Origin of the sequence: Ralstonia sp. 1138, assembly GCF_040544795.1 — a bacterium.
In the GTDB taxonomy this organism is placed as follows: Bacteria; Pseudomonadota; Gammaproteobacteria; order Burkholderiales; family Burkholderiaceae; genus Ralstonia; species Ralstonia flatus.
The window spans coordinates 895,642-916,189 of sequence record NZ_JBEPKQ010000002.1; the positions used below are offsets into that span (position 1 = coordinate 895,642).

Consider the following 20,548-nt stretch of genomic DNA (forward strand, 5'->3'; position numbering starts at 1 on the left):
CTCCTCTTCTTTCCGCGAGGACACCATGACCCGCACTGAACTCCCCACCAGCGCGCAGCCGCAGGCCGGCCAGCGATCCAACTTCCTCGTCCGGCGCGTTGCCGTGCTAGGCGCCGGCGTGATGGGTGCGCAGATTGCCGCGCACCTGATCAACGCCAAGGTTCCTGTCACGCTATTCGACCTGCCGGCCAAGGAAGGCCCGAAGAGCGGCATCGCGCTCAAGGCCATCGAAAACCTGAAGAAGCTGTCGCCGGCACCGCTCGGCATCAAGGATGACGCTAACCTCATCCAGGCTGCGAACTACGAAGACGACATCGAGAAGCTGCGCGACTGCGACCTCGTCATCGAAGCGATTGCCGAGCGCATGGACTGGAAGCACGACCTGTACAAGAAGGTCGCGCCGCACATTGCTGCGCACGCAATCTTCGCGTCGAACACGTCGGGTCTGTCGATCACCGAACTGTCGGATGGTTTTGACGCCGAGCTGAAGTCGCGCTTCTGCGGCGTGCACTTCTTCAACCCGCCGCGCTACATGCACCTGGTCGAGCTGATCCCGACTGCCCACACGCGCGGCGACATTCTCGACAAGCTGGAAACGTTCCTCACCTCCGCGCTCGGTAAGGGCGTGGTGCGCGCGAAGGACACGCCCAACTTCATCGCCAACCGCGTCGGCATCTTCTCGATCCTGGCGGTGTTTGCGGAGTCGGCCAAGTACGGCATTCCGTTTGACGTGGTGGACGACCTGACGGGCTCGAAGCTGGGCCGTGCCAAGTCGGCGACGTTCCGCACGGCGGACGTGGTGGGCCTGGACACGATGGCGCACGTCATCAAGACGATGCAGGACAACCTGAAGGACGATCCGTTCGCGCCGGTCTACGCCACGCCGCCCGTGCTGGCCAAGCTGGTGGAGGCGGGCGCCCTGGGCCAGAAGACCGGCGCCGGTTTCTACAAGAAGGAAGGCAAGGAAATCAAGGTGCTGGATCCGCAAAGCGGCCAGTACGGCCCGAGCGGCAAGAAGGCCGACGACATCGTTGTGCGCATCCTGAAGAAGGAGCCGGCCGAGCGTCTGAAGCTGCTGCGCGAATCCACCAACCCGCAGGCGCAATTCTTGTGGGCTGTGTTCCGTGACGTGTTCCATTACATCGCGGTGTACCTGGAGCAGATTGCCGATTCGGCTGCGGAAGTCGATCTGGCGATCCGCTGGGGCTTCGGCTGGAACAGCGGCCCGTTCGAAGATTGGCAAGAAGCCGGCTGGAAGCAGGTGGCCGAGTGGGTGAAGGAAGACATCGAGGCCGGCAAGGCGCTGTCGAATGCAGCTCTGCCGCAGTGGGTGTTCTCCGGTCCGGTCGCAGACAACGGCGGTGTGCATTCGGCACAGGGTTCGTGGTCGGCCAAGCAGGGCACGTTCCTGCAACGCAGCACGCTACCGGTGTACGGTCGCCAGGTGTTCCGTGCACCGATCAAGGGCGCGACCACGGTCAATCCGCTCACGTACGGCAAGACGATCGAAGAGACCGATGCCGTGCGCATCTGGGTGGACGACGCGGCCGGCCAGGACGACGTGCTGATCGTCTCGTTCAAGAGCAAGATGAACACGATCGGACCGAGCGTCATCGACGGTCTGACGCGCGCGGTGGATCTGGCGGAAGCTGGCTACAAGGGTCTGGTGGTGTGGCAGCCGACGTCGCTCAAGCTGGGCGCGCCGGGTGGTCCGTTCTCGGCCGGTGCAAACCTGGAAGAAGCCATGCCGGCCTTCATGATGGGCGGCGCCAAGGGCATCGAGCCGTTCGTCAAGAAGTTCCAGGACGGCATGATGCGCGTGAAGTACGCTGGTGTGCCCGTCGTGTCGGCCGCATCGGGCATCGCACTGGGCGGCGGCTGCGAGCTGCTGCTGCACTCGGCCAAGCGTGTGGCTGCGCTGGAAACGTACATCGGCCTGGTGGAAGTGGGCGTGGGCCTCGTGCCGGCAGGTGGTGGCCTGAAGGAGGCGGCTCTGGCGGCAGCCAAGGCTGCGCAGGCAGCCGGCAGCACGAACATCCTGCAGTTCCTGACCAACCGTTTCCAGGCGGCGGCCATGGCCAAGGTGTCGTCTTCCGCACTGGACGCGCAGAAGATCGGCTACCTGCAGCCGACCGATACCATCGTCTTCAACGTGCATGAGCTGCTGCACGTTGCACGCAACGAAGTGCGTGCGCTGTCCGATTCGGGCTACCGCGCACCGCTGCGTCCGGTGGGCATTCCGGTGGCAGGCCGTTCGGGCATCGCCACGATCAAGGCGTCGCTGGTGAACATGCGCGACGGCGGGTTCATCTCGCAGCACGACTTCACGATCGCCGCGCGCATTGCCGAAGCCGTGTGCGGCGGTGATGTCGAAGCCGGTGCGCTGGTGGACGAAGAATGGCTGCTGGCGCTGGAGCGCAAGGCCTTCGTGGATCTGCTCGGCAGCTCCAAGACGCAGGAACGCATCATGGGCATGCTGCAAACCGGCAAGCCGGTGCGCAACTAATTGCCGCGACGACAGAGAGACAGGAGTTTCATCATGACCAAGCAACTGCAAGACGCCTACATCGTCGCCGCGACGCGTTCCCCGATCGGCAAGGCACCGAAGGGCACGCTCAAGAACCTGCGTCCGGACGACCTGCTGGCGACCATCCTCAAGAGCGCTGTCGCCCAGGTGCCGAACCTGGATCCGGCGCTGATCGAAGACGCCATCGTCGGCTGCGCGATTCCCGAAGCGCAGCAGGGCCTGAACGTGGCGCGTATCGGTGCGCTGCTGGCTGGCCTGCCGAACACCGTGGGCGGCGTCACCGTCAACCGCTTCTGCGCCTCGGGCCTGACGGCCGTGGCAATGGCTGCTGACCGCATCCGCGTGGGCGAATCCGACGTGATGATCGCCGCCGGTGTCGAATCGATGAGCATGGTGCCGATGATGGGCAACTCGCCGTCGATGTCGCCGGATATCTTCACGCGTGACGAGAATGTCGGTATCGCCTACGGCATGGGCCTGACCGCCGAGAAGGTCGCCCAGCAGTGGAAGATCTCGCGCGAGGCGCAGGATGCTTTCTCGCTCGCGTCGCATCAGAAGGCGCTCGCGGCGCAGCAAGCCGGCGAATTCAAGGACGAGATCACCCCGATCGAGATCATCGAGAAGTTCCCGAACCTGGGCACCGGCGCCGTCGACATCAAGACGCGCACCATGTCGCTGGATGAAGGCCCGCGTGCCGACACGTCGGTCGAAGGCCTGGGCAAGCTGCGCGCCGTGTTCGCCAACAAGGGCAGCGTGACGGCCGGCAACAGCTCGCAGACGTCTGACGGCTCGGGCGCGTTGATCCTGGTGTCGGAAAAGATCCTCAAGCAGTTCAACCTGGTGCCGCTGGCGCGCTTCGTGTCGTTTGCGGTGCGCGGTGTGCCGCCGGAAATCATGGGGATTGGTCCGAAGGAAGCGATTCCTGCCGCGCTGAAGGCCGGCGGCCTGACGCAGGATCAGATCGACTGGATCGAACTGAACGAGGCGTTTGCCGCGCAGTCGCTCGCCGTGATCCAGGACCTGGGCCTGGACACCAGCAAGATCAACCCGCTGGGCGGCGCGATCGCGCTGGGCCACCCGCTGGGCGCCACGGGTGCCATTCGTGCGGCCACGGTGGTGCACGGCCTGCGCCGTCGCAACCAGAAGTACGGCATGGTGACGATGTGCGTCGGCACCGGCATGGGCGCCGCGGGCATTTTCGAACGCATGTGACCCCACGTCAGGGGGAAGGATTAAGTTCTTCCCCCTGCTTGTAAATCGCCCGTCTCAACACGCATGATTGCGCAGGCGCGCGCAGTACTACATCAACAAGCGCGCCGAAGAACGCAGCCGGCACCTGGCCGGTATCGCGACAGAAGCGGAACCATGATTCCGCGACAGAGGAGACACACCACCGGGTCACCGGCGGTGCACCAAGAGGAGGGCGCGCGATGGGCAACGCTATCGGCGACACAATCGTATTGACCGACGCGGCATGCGACATGCCACGCTCGATGATCGATCAGCTGGGGTTGGGCGTGGTGCCGTTCCGCATTCGTGCGGGCGAATTGTTTGTTGAAGACCGCCGCGACGAGGCTGCGCTGCCGCAGCTCTATCGCAAGTACCTCGTCGACAAACAGGATCACTATGCCGAATCGATTCCGCTGCTCGAACGCGAGATCGAAGATTTCCTGCTCAAGCACGTTGTCACGCAGCACGACCGTGCCTTGCTCCTGACGATTGCCAGCTCGCGCAGCCATTTTTACAGCCACGCCACCGGCGCAGTGGTGGGCACCACGGCCAAGAGCTTCAAGCCACGCAAGGATGCCGGCCGTTCAGGCCTGTTCGAATTGACGGTGGTGGACACCGGCGCCATTGGGCCCGGCCAGGCGCTGATGGTGCACGAGGCCGCCCGCATGCTGCGCGAGGGCGCGGAGGTGCGCGACGTGGTGCACGTGATCGAAAACCGCCTGCGCGATGCCTCGCACGTCTACCTCGTCCCCGACGAGTTGCTGTACATGTACACGCGCGCCAAGCAGAAGGGCGAGAAGAGCATCACCTGGAGCCGCTACATGATGGGCACGGCCTTCAACGTGCGTCCGCTCATCCATATGCATCGTGGCGAGACGGAAGCCATCGCCAAGGTGCGGGGCTCCGAGGAAGGCATTCGCCGCCTGCTTGCGCATACCGAAACCATGATCGCCGAGGAGCGTCTGGCCACGCCCGTGGTGGCGATCACGTATTCCGGTTCGCTCGACACCGTGCGCCGCATGGAGCCGGTGCAGGCGTTGATGCGAACCGCACAGGACCACGGCGTGGAAGTGCTGCTCGCGCCGATGAGCCTGACCGTGGCGTTGAACGTGGGGGCCAACGCGTTCTCCGTCGGTTATCTATCTGATTCGCCTGTGCCGATTTAGGTGCGCAGGCTTCACCTGGAGTTTTCATGTCGATTCGTACCGAGACCGCAGACGGCGTCCTGACGCTCACGTTTGACCGCCTGGACCGCAAGAACGCCATCACGGCCGCGATGTATCAAGCGTTGGCCGATGCCCTGGTGGCCGCCGAGACCGATCCTGCCGTCCGCGTGATCGTGCTCGCCGGCCACGAGAGCGTATTCACGGCGGGCAACGATCTCGAAGACTTCATGAAGAATCCGCCCAAGGACGAAAGCGCCCCCGTGCACCAGTTCCTGAGGGCGATCAGCACGGCGACCAAGCCGCTGATCGCCTCGGTGAGCGGCGCGGCGGTGGGTGTGGGCACGACGATGCTGCTGCATTGCGACCTCGTCTATGCGTCCGACACGGCCAAGCTGTCGATGCCGTTCGCGCAGCTGGGGCTCTGTCCGGAAGCCGCATCGAGCCTGTTGCTGCCGCAGCTGGCCGGCTATCACCGTGCGGCGGACAAGCTGCTCTTCGGCGAGCCGTTCGACGCGAACGAAGCGCGCGAGCTGGGCCTGGTCAATCGCGTGCTGCCCGCCGGGGAGCTGGAGGCTTTCGTGCGTACGCAGGCGCGCAAGCTGACGCTGCTGCCGCCCGCGTCGCTGCGCGCCACCAAGCGCCTGATGAAGGAGGGCGCTACGCCGCAGATCGCCGAGCGCATGTCGGTGGAAGGCAAGCAATTCGGCGAAATGCTGCGTGCTCCGGAAGCGCGCGAAGCGTTCACGGCGTTCTTCGAAAAGCGCCGCCCGGATTTCTCCAAGTTCAACTGAGCCAATCGTTCCCCTGCAAAAGAAAACCCGGCGCGAAGCCGGGTTTTTTGTTGGGCGTGGCCGTTCAGAGCGGCGGCAGCACGCGCGGCTTGCGGGTCTCGTCGGTCGCCACGTAGGTGAGGGTGGCTTCCGTCACCTTGACGGTGGCGTGTCGGCCGTTGGCGTGCATGCGTTGCGCATAGACCTCCACGTCCACGGTGATCGACGTACGGCCCGTCTTGACCACGTTGGCGTAGAAGCTCACCAGATCGCCCACGTACACCGGTTGCTTGAAGACGAACGAGTTGACGGCGATCGTGGCTACGCGGCCGTTGGCACGCACCACCGCAGGGATCGACCCGGCGATGTCCACCTGCGACATGATCCAGCCGCCAAACACATCGCCGTGGACGTTGGCGTCGGACGGCATCGGCATCACACGCACGGCGGGCTGCTTGTCGGCGGGCAGCGTGACGGTTTCAGTGGTGGCTTGGGTATCGGACATGATGATGCAGGGCAGCATTGAAGCGGAGGGAGGGCCCACCAGCGGGGCCAGGGCGCGCGCAGGTGATCGGTGGGAGAATACACAATCCGCCATTTTATTGCACCGCACATGCGCCGCTTTCCCGCCTCTTCCGAACCGCCTCCGCCGGGGGCTGCCCGCGGCGACTGGCGCACCATCAAGAGCCTGCTGCCGTATCTGATGGCCTACAAGTGGCGTGTGGCGCTGGCGCTGTCATTCCTGATCGCAGCCAAGGTGGCAAACCTCGGTGTGCCGATGGTCATGAAGCGGCTGATCGATTCCATGAACGTGTCGCCGTCCGACCCCCGCGCGCTGCTGGTGGTGCCGGTGGGCATCATCATCGGCTACGGGCTGCTGCGGCTGTCGACATCGCTGTTTTCGGAGCTGCGCGAAATCCTGTTCGCGAAGGTCACGGAGAGTTCGGTGCGCACGCTCGCACTGCAGGTGTTTCGCCATCTGCATGCGCTGTCACTGCGTTTTCACCTTGAGCGCCAGACCGGCGGCATGAGCCGCGATATCGAACGCGGCACGCGCGGCATCCAGTCGCTCATCTCCTATTCGCTGTACAGCATCCTGCCGACGCTGGTGGAAGTCGGCCTTGTCATCACGTATTTCTTCGTGAAGTACGACGTGTGGTTCGCGCTCATCACGTTCTGCGCGCTGGTCAGCTACATCGTCTTTACGGTGACGGTGACGAACTGGCGCACGCACTTCCGTCGGAAGATGAACGAGTTGGATTCGCGCGCGAACCAGAAGGCGATCGATTCGCTGCTCAACTTCGAAACGGTCAAGTACTTCGGCAACGAAGACTACGAAGCGCGTCGCTACGACGAGAACCTGAAGCACTACCGCGCCGCGGCCATCCGCTCGCAGAACTCGTTGTCGGTGCTGAACTTCGGCCAGCAGTTCATTGTCGCCACGGCGCTCATCCTGATTCTGTATCGCGCCACGCAGGGTGTCGCGGCGGGGCACATGACGCTGGGCGACCTCGTGCTAGTCAACACGCTGATGCTGCAGATCTACATTCCGCTCAATTTCCTGGGCGTGATCTACCGTGAGCTGAAGCAGGCGGTGACCGACATGGACCGCATGTTCAACCTGCTGCAGACCAACCGCGAAGTGGCCGACAAGCCCGACGCCAAACCGCTGGCGGTGCACGCGGGCGAAGTGCGCTTCGCGCATGTCGACTTCAGCTACGAGGCCAATCGCCAGATTCTGTTCGATGTGGATTTCACGATTCCGGCCGGCACGACCACGGCGGTGGTGGGGCAGAGCGGCTCGGGCAAGTCGACGCTCGCGCGCCTGCTGTTCCGCTTTTATGACGTGAAGTCCGGCGCCATCCAGATCGACGGACAGGACTTGCGCGATGTCACGCAATCCAGCGTGCGCGCCGCCATCGGCATCGTTCCGCAGGACACGGTGCTCTTCAACGACAGCATCTACTACAACATCGCCTACGGCCGCCCCGATGCAAGCCGCGAAGAGGTGATCGAAGCCGCCCGCGCAGCGCAGATCCACCATTTTGTCGAGTCGCTGCCCGACGGTTACGAGACGCAAGTCGGCGAGCGCGGCCTCAAACTCTCGGGCGGCGAAAAGCAGCGCGTGGCGATTGCGCGCACGCTGCTCAAGCGTCCGCCGATTCTCGTCTTCGATGAAGCGACATCTGCGCTGGACTCGCGCACCGAGCACGCCATCCAGGAAGAACTGATGCGCCTGGCGCAGAACCACACCACGCTGGTCATCGCACACCGCTTGTCGACCATCGTGCGTGCGCACCAGATTCTGGTGATGGAGCACGGTCGCATCATCGAGCGCGGCACGCACGAATCGTTGTTGCGCGCGGAAGGCCGTTACGCGCAGATGTGGCGCATGCAGGCGCGCGAGCCCGAACGCGTGGCCGAAGAAACAGAAGAAGACGCCCGGGCAGGTTGAGGGGGGAGACAACGCGATGGAACTGAAATGGCTGGAAGACTTCATCAGCCTGGCCGAAACGCGCAGCTTCTCGCGCTCGGCCGAATTGCGGCACGTGACGCAGCCGGCGTTTTCGCGGCGCATTCAATCCCTTGAGGCGTGGCTCGGCAACGAGCTGATCGACCGATCAAGCTATCCCACACGCCTCACGCCCGCCGGCGAAGTGTTCTACGAACAGGCGTTGGCGATGCTCGCCCAAGTGAGTGAGACGCGCGCCCTGATGCGCGGCCAGCGTCCTGCCAGCGCATCGACGATCGACTTTGCCGTGCCGCACACGCTATCGCTGACGTTCTTCCCGGGGTGGCTCGCGCAGGTGGAAGAGAAGATCGGCAAGCTGCAATGCCGGCTGCGCGCGCTGAACGTGCACGATGCGGTGATGACGCTGGTGGAGGGCGGCTGCGACCTCGTGATGGTGTATCACCACGCGCGGCAGATGATCCAGCTCGACCCCACGCGCTACGACATGCTGGTGCTGGGCACCGAGCGACTCTCGCCGTTTTCCAAGCCCGACGCCAGCGGCCGGCCGATTTATCGGCTCGTTCCCACCGCGCGCAGGCCCATCGCCTACCTGAGCTATACGCCCAACGCCTTTCTCGGGCGCATGGTGGATGTGCTGCTGGAAAACTCGCCGGTGGCGCCGCTGCTCGACAAGTGCTACGAAACCGACATGGCCGAAGCGCTCAAGGTGATGGCGCTGGCGGGCCATGGCGTGGCCTTCCTGCCCGAGAGTGCCGTGCGCGAGGACGTGGCGGCCGGGCGCCTCGTGCGCGCGGAAGGCAAGGGCGGCGGCACGTTGTCGATCGAGATGGAAATCCGGCTTTACCGCGAGCACCCGCAGAGCGGCGCCCACGACCGTCGGCACCCCCAGTCCAAGCGCAAACGCGAGTTGATCGACACGTTATGGAGCGCGCTGGCGGACTGAACGGACTACCGGATTCGAGTAGAGGGTTATGCGCCAGATGCATAACCCGATGTAAAAACGGCATTGGATTTCGTTCTGGCCGGTCCCTAAGCTGGCGGGCATTTTGTGGGACTTGAAGGACCTTACCGAGGTCCAAAAAAGGAAGACAGCCATGTCCAATGTCGCATCTCCGTCGACACTCCAGCACGCCATCCCGTCCTATCTGCCGGCCGACAACCTCGGCCCGTGGGGCATCTATCTGCAGCAGGTCGATCGGGTCACCCCCTACCTCGGCTCGCTCGCACGTTGGGTTGAAACGCTCAAGCGTCCCAAGCGCGCGCTGATCGTCGACGTGCCCATCCAGATGGACGACGGCCGCATCGCCCACTTCGAGGGCTATCGCGTGCAGCACAACACGTCGCGCGGTCCGGGCAAGGGCGGCGTGCGTTTCCACCAGGACGTGACGCTGTCGGAAGTGATGGCGCTGTCGGCGTGGATGTCGGTGAAGAACGCGGCCGTGAACGTGCCGTACGGCGGTGCCAAGGGCGGTATCCGCGTCGACCCGCGCAAGCTGTCTTCCGGTGAACTTGAGCGCCTGACCCGCCGCTACACCAGCGAGATCGGCATCATCATCGGCCCGAACAAGGACATTCCGGCTCCGGACGTGAACACCAACGCGCAGATCATGGCGTGGATGATGGACACGTACTCCATGAACGAAGGCTCCACCGCCACCGGCGTGGTGACCGGCAAGCCGATCGCGCTGGGCGGCAGCCTGGGCCGTCGCGAAGCCACGGGCCGCGGCGTGTTCGTGGTCGGCAGCGAAGCCGCGCGCAACCTTGGCATCGACGTCAAGGGCGCGCGCGTGGTGGTGCAGGGCTTCGGCAACGTCGGCAGCGTGGCTGCCAAGCTGTTCCACGACGCTGGCGCCAAGGTCATTGCCGTGCAAGACCACAAGGGCATCGTGTTCAACGGCAACGGCCTGGATGTCGACGCGCTGATCCAGCACGTTGACCACAACGGCAGCGTGGCCGGCTTTGCGGCAGAGACCGTCTCGCAAGACGATTTCTGGGCGCTGGACTGCGAATTCCTGATCCCGGCCGCGCTGGAAGGCCAGCTCACCGCCAAGAACGCGCCCCATATCAAGGCAAAAATTGTCGTGGAAGGTGCAAACGGCCCCACGACGCCCGAGGCGGACGACATCCTGCGCGACCGAGGCATCCTGGTCTGCCCGGACGTGATCGCCAACGCCGGCGGCGTGACGGTCAGCTACTTCGAGTGGGTGCAGGATTTCTCGAGCTTCTTCTGGACCGAAGACGAGATCAACCAGCGCCTGGTACGGATCATGCAAGATGCCTTCCGTGGCGTCTGGCAAGTGGCGCAGGACAACAAGGTTACTCTGCGTACGGCGGCGTTCATCATCGCCTGTACGCGGATTCTGCAGGCCCGCCAAGAGCGCGGTCTGTACCCCTGATCGGCAACGCGCTGGTCAATACCGGCGCGGTGCTCCAACAGGGCGCTGCACCGGTCTATCGCGTTGCTGCCGATCAGGCGGCCATGCGCGACGGTTGAAGAAAGCCGGTGCTCATGGGACGAACCATAACGTTCCGGAGCGTCGCACCATGAGAAGGGCGATGGCAGCATCGTCGTCCTTCCCATCCTCAAGTCGGGTTCGTTAAGCGACAGAGAGCGCACATCGGGCGGGCTTTATTTCCCCTGGTTTTTCCTTAGCAATTGGCGGTCGTCCCGCTCAAGCAACCGCGCCTGCGTACCGATGTTGCAGAGCGTTGCCATGTCTGGTCCTGCGCGTCTTTTCCGGTTTTCCGGAAAAGCACAACGTAAGGTATCCGGTTGCTCGGAAAATGCGATTGCGGCAGGGTCCGCGCCAGAGGAAAAACTCCGTTGGATTCAACGATTTAGTGGCAACACCAATACTGTCGCCAAACGTTTTTTGGTACAGTCCCGTCTTTCTCTTTCATGGTCAAAAGGAGACTTTCATGAACCTCGCCAAGCTGGCAACCGTGGTTGCAGCCGTTGGTGTCGCCGTTGGTACGTTCGGCAGCGCTGCCCACGCAGAAGAGCTGACTGGTACGCTCAAGAAGATCAAAGACACCGGCACCATCACGCTGGGCGTGCGCGATTCGTCGATTCCGTTCAGCTACAACGTCGGCGGTGTCCGCACGATCGGCTATTCGTACGACGTCGCCACCAAGATTGCCGAGGACGTGAAGAAGCAACTCGGCCTGAAGGATCTGAAGATCAACGAGATTCCGGTCACGTCGCAGAACCGCATCACGCTGCTGCAGAACGGCACCATCGATCTGGAGTGCGGCTCGACCACGAACAACCTGGAACGCCAGAAGCAGGCATCGTTCACGAACACCATCTTCATCATCGGCACCCGCATCATGGTGAAGAAGGATTCGGGCATCAAGGACTGGGCTGACCTGAAGGGCAAGAACGTCGTGACCACCGCCGGTACGACGTCGGAACGCCTGCTGCGCAAGATGAACGACGAGAAGCAGCTCGGCATGAACATCATCAGCACGAAAGACCACGGCCAGTCGTTCCTGACGCTGGAATCGGGCCGCGCTGTCGCGTTCATGATGGACGACGCCCTGCTGTACGGCGAGCGCGCCAAGGCCAAGAACCCGGCCGACTGGGTGGTCGTTGCCAAGCCGCAATCGCGTGAATCCTACGGCTGCATGGTCCGCAAGGATGATGCACCGTTCAAGGCACTGGCTGACAAGACCATTGCCGGCATGATGAAGGACGGCACGATCAACGCCGAATACAAGAAGTGGTTCGAGCAGCCGGTTCCGCCCAAGGGCGTGAACATGGAGTTCCCGCTGTCGGACGACATGAAGGCGCTGATCAAGAACCCGAACGACAAGGCTCTTGACTGATCGGCTCCCTCAACGGGCCTGATACAAGCGTCACCGAAACGGAAGGCAAAGGCCGGTTAACAGGTCTTCTCCCTTCCGTTTCTTTTTGAGGGAACCATCATGAATTACCACTGGAACTGGGGCGTCTTCTTTACGGAAGCCGCCCAGAATCAGACCTACCTGGACTGGCTGCTCGCGGGGTTGAAGACCACGGTCGTGCTCGGCCTCTCGTCCTGGATCATCGCGCTCGTCATCGGCTCCGTGCTCGGCGTGCTGCGAACGGTGCCGAACAAGTGGCTGTCGGGCCTTGCCGCAGCGTATGTGGAACTGTTCCGCAACATTCCGCTGATCGTGCAGCTGTTCATCTGGTATTTCGTCGTGCCTGAACTCGTGCCGGGCGGCGACTACATCAAGCAGATGAACCCCAATACGTCGATGTTCCTGTGCGCCATGCTGTGTCTCGGTACCTTTACCGCGGCGCGTGTGTGCGAACAGGTGCGTTCGGGTATCAACTCGCTGCCGCGCGGTCAACGCAACGCCGGGCTGGCGATGGGCTTCACGCTGGCGCAGACGTATCGCTATGTGATGCTGCCGATGTCGTTCCGCATCATCGTGCCGCCGCTCACGTCGGAGTTTCTGAACATCTTCAAGAACTCGGCCGTGGCGTCGACGATCGGTTTGCTGGAGCTGGCCGCACAAGGCCGCCAACTGGTGGACTACACCGCCCAGCCGTACGAATCGTTCATCGCCGTGACGCTGATGTACATGCTGATCAACCTGACTGTGATGGGCCTGATGCGCTGGGTGGAAGCACGTTCCCGGCTGCCTGGCTTCATCGGTGGCAAGTAATCGAGGCGAGGACTCTTCATGGCTTATCACTTCGATTTCTCGTCCATCAACGCCGACAACATGCGCGTGCTCGGCGAGGGCATGCTCCTTTCGCTCGAGATCACCGGCACGGCCATTCTGGTCGGCATCGTCTGGGGCACCCTGCTGGCGATGATGCGCCTGTCGGGCATCAAACCGCTGCAGTGGTTTGGGCAGGGGTACGTGAACCTCTTCCGTTCCATCCCGCTGGTGATGGTGCTGTTGTGGTTCTTCCTGATCGTGCCGCAGGTGCTGCAGAGAATCTTCAACCTGTCGCCGGCCACCGACATGCGCATGACGTCCGCGCTTGTCGCCTTTGCGCTGTTTGAAGCGGCGTATTACTCCGAGATCATCCGCGCCGGTATCCAGAGCGTGTCGCGCGGGCAGATGTTCGCGGCCTACGCGATGGGGATGACGTACGGCCAGGCCATGCGCCTGGTGATCCTGCCGCAGGCATTCCGCAACATGATTCCGCTGCTGCTCACGCAGGCCATCGTCCTGTTCCAGGATACGTCGCTGGTGTATGTGAGCGCGCTGTCGGACTTCTTTACGCAGGCATACAACATTGGCGAGCGCGACGGCCGTATCGTCGAGCTGCTGCTGTTTGCCGGCCTGTGCTATTTCGTGATCTGCTTCGGCGCCTCCGTGCTGGTGAAGCGACTTCAGAAGAAGGTGACCCAATGATCGAGATCAAGAACGTTTCCAAGTGGTACGGCAGCTTCCAGGTGCTGACCGACTGCACCACCAGCGTGAAGAAGAGCGAGGTGGTCGTGGTGTGCGGCCCGTCGGGTTCGGGCAAATCCACGCTCATCAAGACCGTGAACGCGCTCGAGCCGTTCCAGAAGGGCGAGATCCTCGTCGACGGCACCTCGGTGGGCGGCAAGGGCACTAACCTGCCGAAGCTGCGTTCGCGCGTGGGCATGGTGTTCCAGAACTTCGAGCTGTTCCCGCACCTGTCGATCACCGAGAACCTGACGATCGCACAGCAAAAGGTGCTGGGCCGCTCCAAGGAAGAGGCAACCGCCAAGGGCTTGAAGTACCTGGAGCGTGTGGGCCTGAAGGCGCACGCCGCCAAATACCCGGGTCAGCTGTCGGGTGGTCAGCAGCAGCGTGTGGCGATTGCCCGCGCGCTGTCGATGGACCCGATCTGCATGCTGTTCGACGAGCCGACCTCCGCGCTGGATCCGGAAATGGTCAACGAAGTGCTCGACGTGATGGTGGAACTGGCCAAGGAAGGCATGACCATGATGTGCGTGACCCACGAAATGGGCTTCGCTCGGAAGGTCGCAAACCGCGTGATCTTCATGGACCAAGGTCGCATCGTTGAAGACTGCGAGAAGGAAGAGTTCTTCGGCAACATCGACGCTCGTTCCGATCGCGCCAAGCAGTTTCTGTCGAAGATACTGTCGCACTGAAAATCGCTTCACGATCCTACTGCGCGACCCGATCTTGCCCCTGCGATGCTCGCCGTACCCATGTACGGCTGCGCTTCTCGGACCAACCTCGGGCCGCTCGCTACGGATCGTGAACCGATTTAAGCGCCGGGTTGGAGGCAACAAAAAGCCGCTCTCTCAGGAGCGGCTTTTTTTATGGGCGATGCGGCCTCAGGTGCAGGCGGTGTTCGCTGCGTTGGCGATCTGCACGGCTTCCGGAATCGGCACCTTGGTCGCCATCGTCGCCTGGCCCGATTCGAACATCAGCAGTTCGCCCGGCACGAATTGCGTCCAGACTTCGTTGTCGGTGAGCGGCGCGGTGGCGATGACGGCTACGCGATCGGCGGGCGTGGTGTATTTCGCGAAGTCGATCGTCATGTCGGCGTCGATCAAATGCGCCGTCGAGAACGGCCATTGCCGCACGATGTAATACAGCCGCGTGGAGCAATGCGCGAACTGCGCCTGCCCGTTGCACAGCAGGAAATTGAACACGCCGTAGCGGGTGATTTCCTTCGTGATATCGGACAGTGCGTAGAACAGCTCATTGAGCGGCGGCTGCGAACCCGGAAAGCGCTTGCGCAGCGCCTGCATGATGAAGCAGAAGGCGAGTTCGCTGTCGGTATCGCCCACGGGCTGGTAGACGCCCGAAAGGAACGGCGAGAAGTTCTTCAAATCGCCGTTGTGGGCAAAGATCCAGTGCCGGCCCCACAGCTCCCGCATGAAGGGGTGACAGTTTTCCAGTCGCACCGTGCCTTGCGTCGCCTTGCGGATGTGCGAGATGACGTTCTTGGACTTGATCGGGTAGCGCTTGACCAGCTCCGCCACCGGCGAGGTGCCGGCCGACTGATTGTCGATGAACAGGCGGCACGCCTTGTCTTCGAAGAAGGCGACGCCGAAGCCGTCGGCATGGTGGTCGGTTACGCCACCGCGCGCGGCGAACCCGGTGAACGAGAACGTCACATCGGTCGGTTCGGCGCAGTTCATGCCCAGCAGCTGGCACATGGTGGGGGAAAAGTCGGATGCAATAAAATAGACATTATCCAGCCGGCCGCCGGGGGTGCCAAGCGCCTTCGTCTTCACGGCGCCGCACTCGCCTGCAAGCCGTTGCGCACACGCTGCACGCCGCCCGTCGCGGCGCGTCCCAACTGCCTTAACCGGAAGCCCTTCCCATGAAGCTTGATCGCACCGCCGCCCGTGCCCTCCTGCTGGAGAGCTACGCCGCCGCCGTGGGCGCGGCCGACCCGCTGAAGATCGTCGCTGACTTCCTCCCCCCGCCGCATGCCGGGGGCAAGACGCTCGTGGTCGGTGCCGGCAAGGCGGCTGCGTCGATGGCGCTGGCGGTCGAACAGGCCTATGCCGGCCGCGCACAGATCGAAGGCTTGGTCGTTACGCGCTATGCGCATGGCCTGCCGACCGAGCACATCCGCGTTATCGAAGCCGGGCATCCGGTGCCGGACGAGGCGGGCGAGCAGGCCGCGCAGGAAATCCTGGATCGCGTCTGTGCGCTGACCGAGAGCGACCGCCTGATCGTGCTCGTTTCAGGCGGCGGCTCCAGCCTGCTGTCCCTGCCCGCCGAGGGCATCCCGATGGCCGATCTGAAAGCCGTGACACGCGAGTTGCTGCGCTGCGGCGCGCCGATCACCGACATGAACATCGTGCGTAAGCATCTGTCGCGCATTCAGGGCGGGCGGCTTGCCGCCGCATCGCGCGCGCCGGTCACGACGCTGATCGTCTCGGACGTGGCGGGCGACGACCCAAGCGCTATTGCCAGCGGCCCGACCGTACCGGATGTGAGCACCTACGCCGACGCGCTGGCCATCCTCAAGCGCTGGGGCGCCCAGATACCCGATACCGTGCGCGCGCATCTGGAACGCGGCGCACGCGGCGAGATGGCCGAAACGCCCAAACCTGGCGACGCCTGTTTTGCGCGTGTGGCTAATCACGTCATTGCGACTGCGCAACAAAGCCTCCAGGCTGGCGCGCAGGTATTTGCCACGCGCGGCATCCACACGGCCATCCTCGGCGACACGGTGACCGGCGAGGCGCGCGAGGTCGCCCAGGTCTACGGCGCGCTGGCGCGGCAGGTGCGCCAGCACGGCACGCCGTTTGTGGCGCCGGTGGCGCTCATCTCCGGCGGCGAATGCACGGTGACGATTCCGCCAGGCCTGACCGGCGGCCGTGGCGGGCGCTGCGCGGAGTTCCTGCTCTCGCTCGGCGTCACGCTCGAAGACATGGACAACGTCTATGCGCTCGCCGCCGATACAGACGGCATCGACGGATCGGAGGACAATGCGGGTGCGCTGCTCGACCCCGAATCCATCGCCCGCGCTGCCGCCAACGGTGTCGGCGCCCGCGCCGCGCTCGACGCACACGACGCCTACGGTTTCTTTGCCGCCGCCGATGACCTGATCGTCACCGGCCCGACGCGCACCAACGTCAACGACTACCGCGTCATCCTCATTCTCTGATTCACGTTTTTGCTGACCGCTTCCGCACGCACCATGACCGACACTCTTACGATCGTCCGCCCCGATGACTGGCACCTGCACCTGCGCGATGGCGATGCGCTCGCCGATGTGGTGGGCGACACCGCGCGCCAGTTCGGCCGGGCGATCATCATGCCCAACCTCAAGCCGCCGGTGGCCACCACCGCCCAGGCACGCGCCTACCGCGAGCGCATTCTCGCCGCGCTGCCGGCCGGCACGCAGTTTGAGCCGCTGATGACGCTGTACCTGACCGACAACACGTCGCCGGAAGTCATCCGCGAGGCCCGCGCCAGCGGTTTCATTCATGGCGTGAAGCTGTATCCGGCCGGCGCCACCACCAACAGCGATGCCGGCGTGACGGACCTGCGCCGCTGCGCCAAGACGCTCGAAGCCATGCAGGAAGTCGGCATGCCGCTGCTCGTGCACGGCGAGGTGACCGATCCGACCGTCGACATCTTCGATCGCGAGGCCGTCTTCATCGACACCGTGATGCTGCCGCTGCGCCGCGACTTCCCCGGGTTGAAGGTCGTGTTCGAGCACATCACCACCAAGCACGCCGCCGAATACGTGCGGGATGCGGAAGGTCCCGTCGGCGCGACCATCACCGCGCATCATCTGCTGTACAACCGCAACGCCCTGTTTGTCGGCGGCATCCGCCCGCATTACTACTGCCTGCCGGTGCTCAAGCGCGAAACACACCGCCTGGCGCTGGTGGCCGCGGCCACCTCGGGCCACCCGCGCTTCTTCCTCGGTACCGACAGCGCGCCGCACGCCAAGGGCGTCAAGGAACACGCCTGCGGTTGCGCCGGGTGCTACACCGCGCTGCACGCCATGGAGCTGTACGCCGAGGCCTTTGAAGACGCCAACGCACTCGACAAGCTCGAAGGTTTTGCGAGCCTGCACGGGCCGGATTTCTACGGCCTGCCGCGCAACGCCGGCACGCTGACGCTCACCCGGTCGCAATGGCAGCTTCCCGCCGAAGTCCCGTTTGGCGAGCAGACGCTGGTGCCGTTGCGCGGCGGCGAGATGCTGCGCTGGAAGTCTGTCTGAGTTGCTGGCCGCTGATCTCGGTGCGATCGACTGGGGCCATCCGGCGTTCGCACCGCTCGCTGCAGTCGGCGCGCCGCTTGCAGAGGCAATCGCGCGCGGCGCCGATCTTCGAGACGCACTGAATGCGCATCCGGTCGCGCAAGCGATCCGCACGTGCGGCGGCCATGCCGTGCGTTTTGTCCCGCAAGATGCGCTGCCGGCCGGCACCGCTTACGAAGCACACATCGCCGCCGCCGGCGAAGTGCCGACGCGGGACAATCTCCACGACTTTTTCAACGCCCTGATCTGGCTGCATTGGCCGCGTGCGAAGGCAGCGCTCAACGCGCGTCAGGCGCGGGCGATTACGCAGGATGGGATTGGCGCGGCGCGCGGCACCGTTCGCGATGCCGCCACACTGTTCGACGAAAACGCCCTGATCTTCCTGCACACCGAAGATGCGCCCGAGCAGTCTCTAACCGCGTTCGACTGGCGCGGCTTGTTCGTCGAGGGCAGGGCTGCGTGGGGCGCCACGTGCGCGGTTCTGCCGTTCGGCCATGCAGTCTTGGAGAAGCTGGTCGCGCCTTACAAGTCGATCACTGCGCATGCGTGGCCGGTACACGTGGCGGCGTTGCCGGCGGACCGCCCGTCGCTCGACGCTGCACTGGCCGAGACGCTGCTGCACGCTGATCTCGCACCCCGCCATTTCCGCCCGTTGCCCGTCATGGGGATCCCCGGGTGGTGCGATGCCAACGAAGACGCCGGCTTCTATCTGGACACGACAGTCTTTCGCCCGGGCCGACGGCGATTCTTACCTGAACAGTGCTAGACTCGCGCCTCGCGAAGCGGACCAGACAACCGCTGCTTCCGCCGCCTCGTGCGAGCGGAAGGGGAGGAAAGTCCGGACTCCATAGAGCAGGGTGATGGCTAACGACCATCCACGGTGACGTGCGGAATAGGGCCACAGAGACGAGTCTTCGCCCAGGCTTCGGCCAGGGCGAAGGGTGAAACGCGGTAACCTCCACCCGGAGCAATCCCAAGTAAGCAGGCGATGAAGCGGCTCGCTGAGTCTGCGGGTAGGGAGCTTGAGCCGGCTGGCAACAGCCGGTCTAGAGGAATGGTTGTCACGCCGCTGGTTTCGGCCACGCGGCGCACAGAATCCGGCTTATCGGTCCGCTTCGCTTCTTATTCCGATGCCGTCGGCTGGTTGGCCAGGTCCACCAGCTCCAATGAGTGTGTGATCTCGGCCGTCTTGGCCAGCATGATCGACGCCGAGCAATACTTCTCGTGCGACAGCTGCACGGCACGCTCCACCGTTTCCCGCTTCAGGTTGCGTCCCGTCACCGTGAAGGTGAAGTGGATGCGCGTGAAGACCTTCGGGTCGGTGTCGGCGCGGTCGGCGTGCAGCTTGACGCTGCAGCCCTGCACGTCCTGGCGACCGCGTTTGAGGATCAGCACCACGTCGTAAGCGGTGCAGCCGCCGGTGCCCAGCAAAACCATTTCCATCGGGCGCGGCGCCAGATTGCGGCCACCGCCGTCCGGCGCGCCATCCATCGTGACGAGATGGCCGCTGCCGGTTTCCGCCAAAAACGCCATGCCGTCCGGGCCGGTCCAGCTCACTGTGCAGTCCATGTCCAATCCTTGTGCAGAGGGTCGGCCAGCGCCGACGAAAAGCCACATTGTAGCCACCGGCCCGCGCCCGCGTTGCCAGCCTAGGGTGAACGCGGCTTGACAGTGATACCCGCGTGAAAAGGTGCAACCCGCCTCTTCTGCACCCAAATCGCGCCAGAATTCGAAGGATATCTCTAGTGCGCACCAGATCGGCGGATCCGTATTTTTCGTAACCTGTTGATTTAAAACGGAAATGTTGAACTATGGATCATGCGATTCATATTCCGCATTACGAAATGCGATTTCGTAGTGCAAATTTCCTTGCGCGTGCCCCAGAACTGGGTATAATTTGCACCATTGGATCGGCTGATGCGGTGCAACCCACCAAGTCAACGATCAGCAGGTGTCTCCTCCACCCTCCTCCTTTGGTGGATTCAAACCCAAGCTTCATGGCTTGGGTTTTTTTTCGCCCCGTGGCCTCCGGTGCGCCATTTTTCTTGTGTCAAGGGGTCTCTGCGGGGTACAATCGAAATCTTTTCCGGATTGCCCGCGGAAAAGAAATCCAGAGAGCCCGCACCAACAAGCGGGAAGGCGGGCCGGCGATGATCTCGCATGAGGTTGCGCAGGCGTCCGCAAGACGATCCGTTCGTGAGCAGTCTGAACGCAAGTTCTCAGCGCGATACGGGTCCACTCGGGCACTGACTCAATATTTGGAAAAATCATGAAGACCTTTTCCGCAAAGCCCCATGAGGTGAAGCGCGATTGGTACGTGATTGACGCGACGGACAAGGTCCTCGGGCGTGTCGCCAGCGAAGTGGCACACCGACTGCGCGGCAAGCACAAGCCCGAATTCACTCCGCACGTCGATACCGGCGATTTCATCATCGTTATCAACGCAGCCAAGCTGCGTGTGACGGGCGCCAAGACGACCGACAAGAAGTACTATCGCCACTCGGGTTACCCGGGCGGTATCTACGAAACGACGTTTGGCAAGATGCAGCAGCGTTTCCCGGGCCGCGCCCTGGAGAAGGCTGTGAAGGGCATGCTGCCGAAGGGTCCGCTGGGCTACGCGATGATCAAGAAGCTGAAGGTTTACGCCGAAGGCTCGCATCCGCACGAAGCTCAGCAGCCGAAAGCGCTGGAAATCTAAGG

Annotated in this window: 18 protein-coding genes and 1 other RNA gene; 16 read left to right on the forward strand and 3 right to left on the reverse strand. The window is 63.4% G+C overall.

The genetic code is table 11. The features are described from left to right. Positions 1-25 precede the first annotated feature (25 nt). The 4 genes from ABIC76_RS11940 to ABIC76_RS11955 all read left to right on the forward strand — a co-directional run bounded on the left by ABIC76_RS11940 (position 26) and on the right by ABIC76_RS11955 (position 5,714). A complete protein-coding gene (locus ABIC76_RS11940) occupies positions 26-2,506 on the forward strand; it encodes a 3-hydroxyacyl-CoA dehydrogenase/enoyl-CoA hydratase family protein (RefSeq protein WP_354534085.1) in 2,481 nt (826 codons plus the stop codon). Between the two features lie 33 nt (positions 2,507-2,539). Continuing rightward, positions 2,540-3,739 carry an acetyl-CoA C-acyltransferase gene (locus tag ABIC76_RS11945; protein WP_354534086.1) on the forward strand — a complete coding sequence of 400 codons (1,200 nt, stop codon included), beginning with the start codon at positions 2,540-2,542 and terminating at the stop codon, positions 3,737-3,739. 218 nt (positions 3,740-3,957) lie between these two features. Further along, a complete protein-coding gene (locus tag ABIC76_RS11950; RefSeq protein ID WP_102064507.1) occupies positions 3,958-4,923 on the forward strand; it encodes a DegV family protein in 966 nt (321 codons plus the stop codon). 26 nt (positions 4,924-4,949) lie between these two features. After that, positions 4,950-5,714 (forward strand): enoyl-CoA hydratase, encoded by a 765-nt coding sequence (locus tag ABIC76_RS11955; RefSeq protein WP_354534087.1) that lies wholly within the window; start codon positions 4,950-4,952, stop codon positions 5,712-5,714. Between the two features lie 64 nt (positions 5,715-5,778). On the opposite strand, the gene ABIC76_RS11960 is transcribed toward ABIC76_RS11955, so the two are convergent. Next, positions 5,779-6,216, reverse strand: a complete 438-nt coding sequence (locus ABIC76_RS11960; RefSeq protein WP_037026264.1) for an acyl-CoA thioesterase — start codon at positions 6,214-6,216, stop codon at positions 5,779-5,781. A 90-nt stretch (positions 6,217-6,306) separates the two neighbouring features. Here ABIC76_RS11960 and ABIC76_RS11965 point away from each other — a divergent pair, with 90 nt between their 5' ends. The 7 genes from ABIC76_RS11965 to ABIC76_RS11995 all read left to right on the forward strand — a co-directional run bounded on the left by ABIC76_RS11965 (position 6,307) and on the right by ABIC76_RS11995 (position 14,255). Then, positions 6,307-8,148, forward strand: a complete 1,842-nt coding sequence (locus ABIC76_RS11965; RefSeq protein ID WP_102064510.1) for an ABCB family ABC transporter ATP-binding protein/permease — start codon at positions 6,307-6,309, stop codon at positions 8,146-8,148. 16 nt (positions 8,149-8,164) lie between these two features. After that, the gene (locus ABIC76_RS11970; RefSeq protein ID WP_354534089.1) at positions 8,165-9,109 is read left to right on the forward strand and encodes a LysR substrate-binding domain-containing protein; all 945 of its coding nucleotides are present in this window, start codon (positions 8,165-8,167) and stop codon (positions 9,107-9,109) included. A gap of 151 nt (positions 9,110-9,260) precedes the next feature. Next, positions 9,261-10,562, forward strand: coding sequence for a Glu/Leu/Phe/Val family dehydrogenase (locus ABIC76_RS11975; RefSeq protein ID WP_102064511.1), 1,302 nt, complete (start codon positions 9,261-9,263; stop codon positions 10,560-10,562). Positions 10,563-11,085: 523 nt separating this feature from the next. Next, positions 11,086-11,994 (forward strand): glutamate/aspartate ABC transporter substrate-binding protein, encoded by a 909-nt coding sequence (locus ABIC76_RS11980; protein WP_027678217.1) that lies wholly within the window; start codon positions 11,086-11,088, stop codon positions 11,992-11,994. A 99-nt stretch (positions 11,995-12,093) separates the two neighbouring features. Continuing rightward, entirely contained in the window at positions 12,094-12,822 is a 729-nt protein-coding gene (locus ABIC76_RS11985) for an amino acid ABC transporter permease (RefSeq protein WP_027678216.1), read from the forward strand. Between the two features lie 18 nt (positions 12,823-12,840). Further along, positions 12,841-13,524, forward strand: coding sequence for a glutamate/aspartate ABC transporter permease GltK (gene gltK / locus ABIC76_RS11990; RefSeq protein ID WP_027678215.1), 684 nt, complete (start codon positions 12,841-12,843; stop codon positions 13,522-13,524). Then, positions 13,521-14,255 (forward strand): amino acid ABC transporter ATP-binding protein, encoded by a 735-nt coding sequence (locus ABIC76_RS11995; protein WP_027678214.1) that lies wholly within the window; start codon positions 13,521-13,523, stop codon positions 14,253-14,255. The genes gltK and ABIC76_RS11995 overlap by 4 nt, the downstream gene beginning before the upstream one ends. Positions 14,256-14,444: 189 nt before the next feature. Here the strand turns inward: ABIC76_RS11995 and ABIC76_RS12000 are convergent, their stop codons facing one another. Next, positions 14,445-15,275 (reverse strand): class II glutamine amidotransferase, encoded by an 831-nt coding sequence (locus ABIC76_RS12000; protein WP_024976643.1) that lies wholly within the window; start codon positions 15,273-15,275, stop codon positions 14,445-14,447. A 167-nt stretch (positions 15,276-15,442) separates the two neighbouring features. Here ABIC76_RS12000 and ABIC76_RS12005 point away from each other — a divergent pair, with 167 nt between their 5' ends. From ABIC76_RS12005 to rnpB, 4 genes are all read left to right on the forward strand, one after another. Further along, entirely contained in the window at positions 15,443-16,741 is a 1,299-nt protein-coding gene (locus ABIC76_RS12005; RefSeq protein ID WP_354534090.1) for a glycerate kinase type-2 family protein, read from the forward strand. A gap of 33 nt (positions 16,742-16,774) precedes the next feature. Then, entirely contained in the window at positions 16,775-17,809 is a 1,035-nt protein-coding gene (pyrC, locus tag ABIC76_RS12010; RefSeq protein WP_354534091.1) for a dihydroorotase, read from the forward strand. A gap of 4 nt (positions 17,810-17,813) precedes the next feature. Continuing rightward, a complete protein-coding gene (locus ABIC76_RS12015; protein ID WP_354534217.1) occupies positions 17,814-18,614 on the forward strand; it encodes a DUF3025 domain-containing protein in 801 nt (266 codons plus the stop codon). 13 nt (positions 18,615-18,627) lie between these two features. Further along, positions 18,628-18,969, forward strand: an RNA gene (rnpB, locus tag ABIC76_RS12020) — RNase P RNA component class A. Between the two features lies 1 nt (position 18,970). On the opposite strand, the gene ABIC76_RS12025 is transcribed toward rnpB, so the two are convergent. Further along, a complete protein-coding gene (locus ABIC76_RS12025; protein ID WP_027678211.1) occupies positions 18,971-19,417 on the reverse strand; it encodes an OsmC family protein in 447 nt (148 codons plus the stop codon). 700 nt (positions 19,418-20,117) lie between these two features. Between ABIC76_RS12025 and rplM the strand changes: the two genes are divergently transcribed. Next, positions 20,118-20,546, forward strand: a complete 429-nt coding sequence (rplM, locus tag ABIC76_RS12030) for a 50S ribosomal protein L13 (RefSeq protein WP_009239122.1) — start codon at positions 20,118-20,120, stop codon at positions 20,544-20,546. Positions 20,547-20,548: the final 2 nt, after the last annotated feature.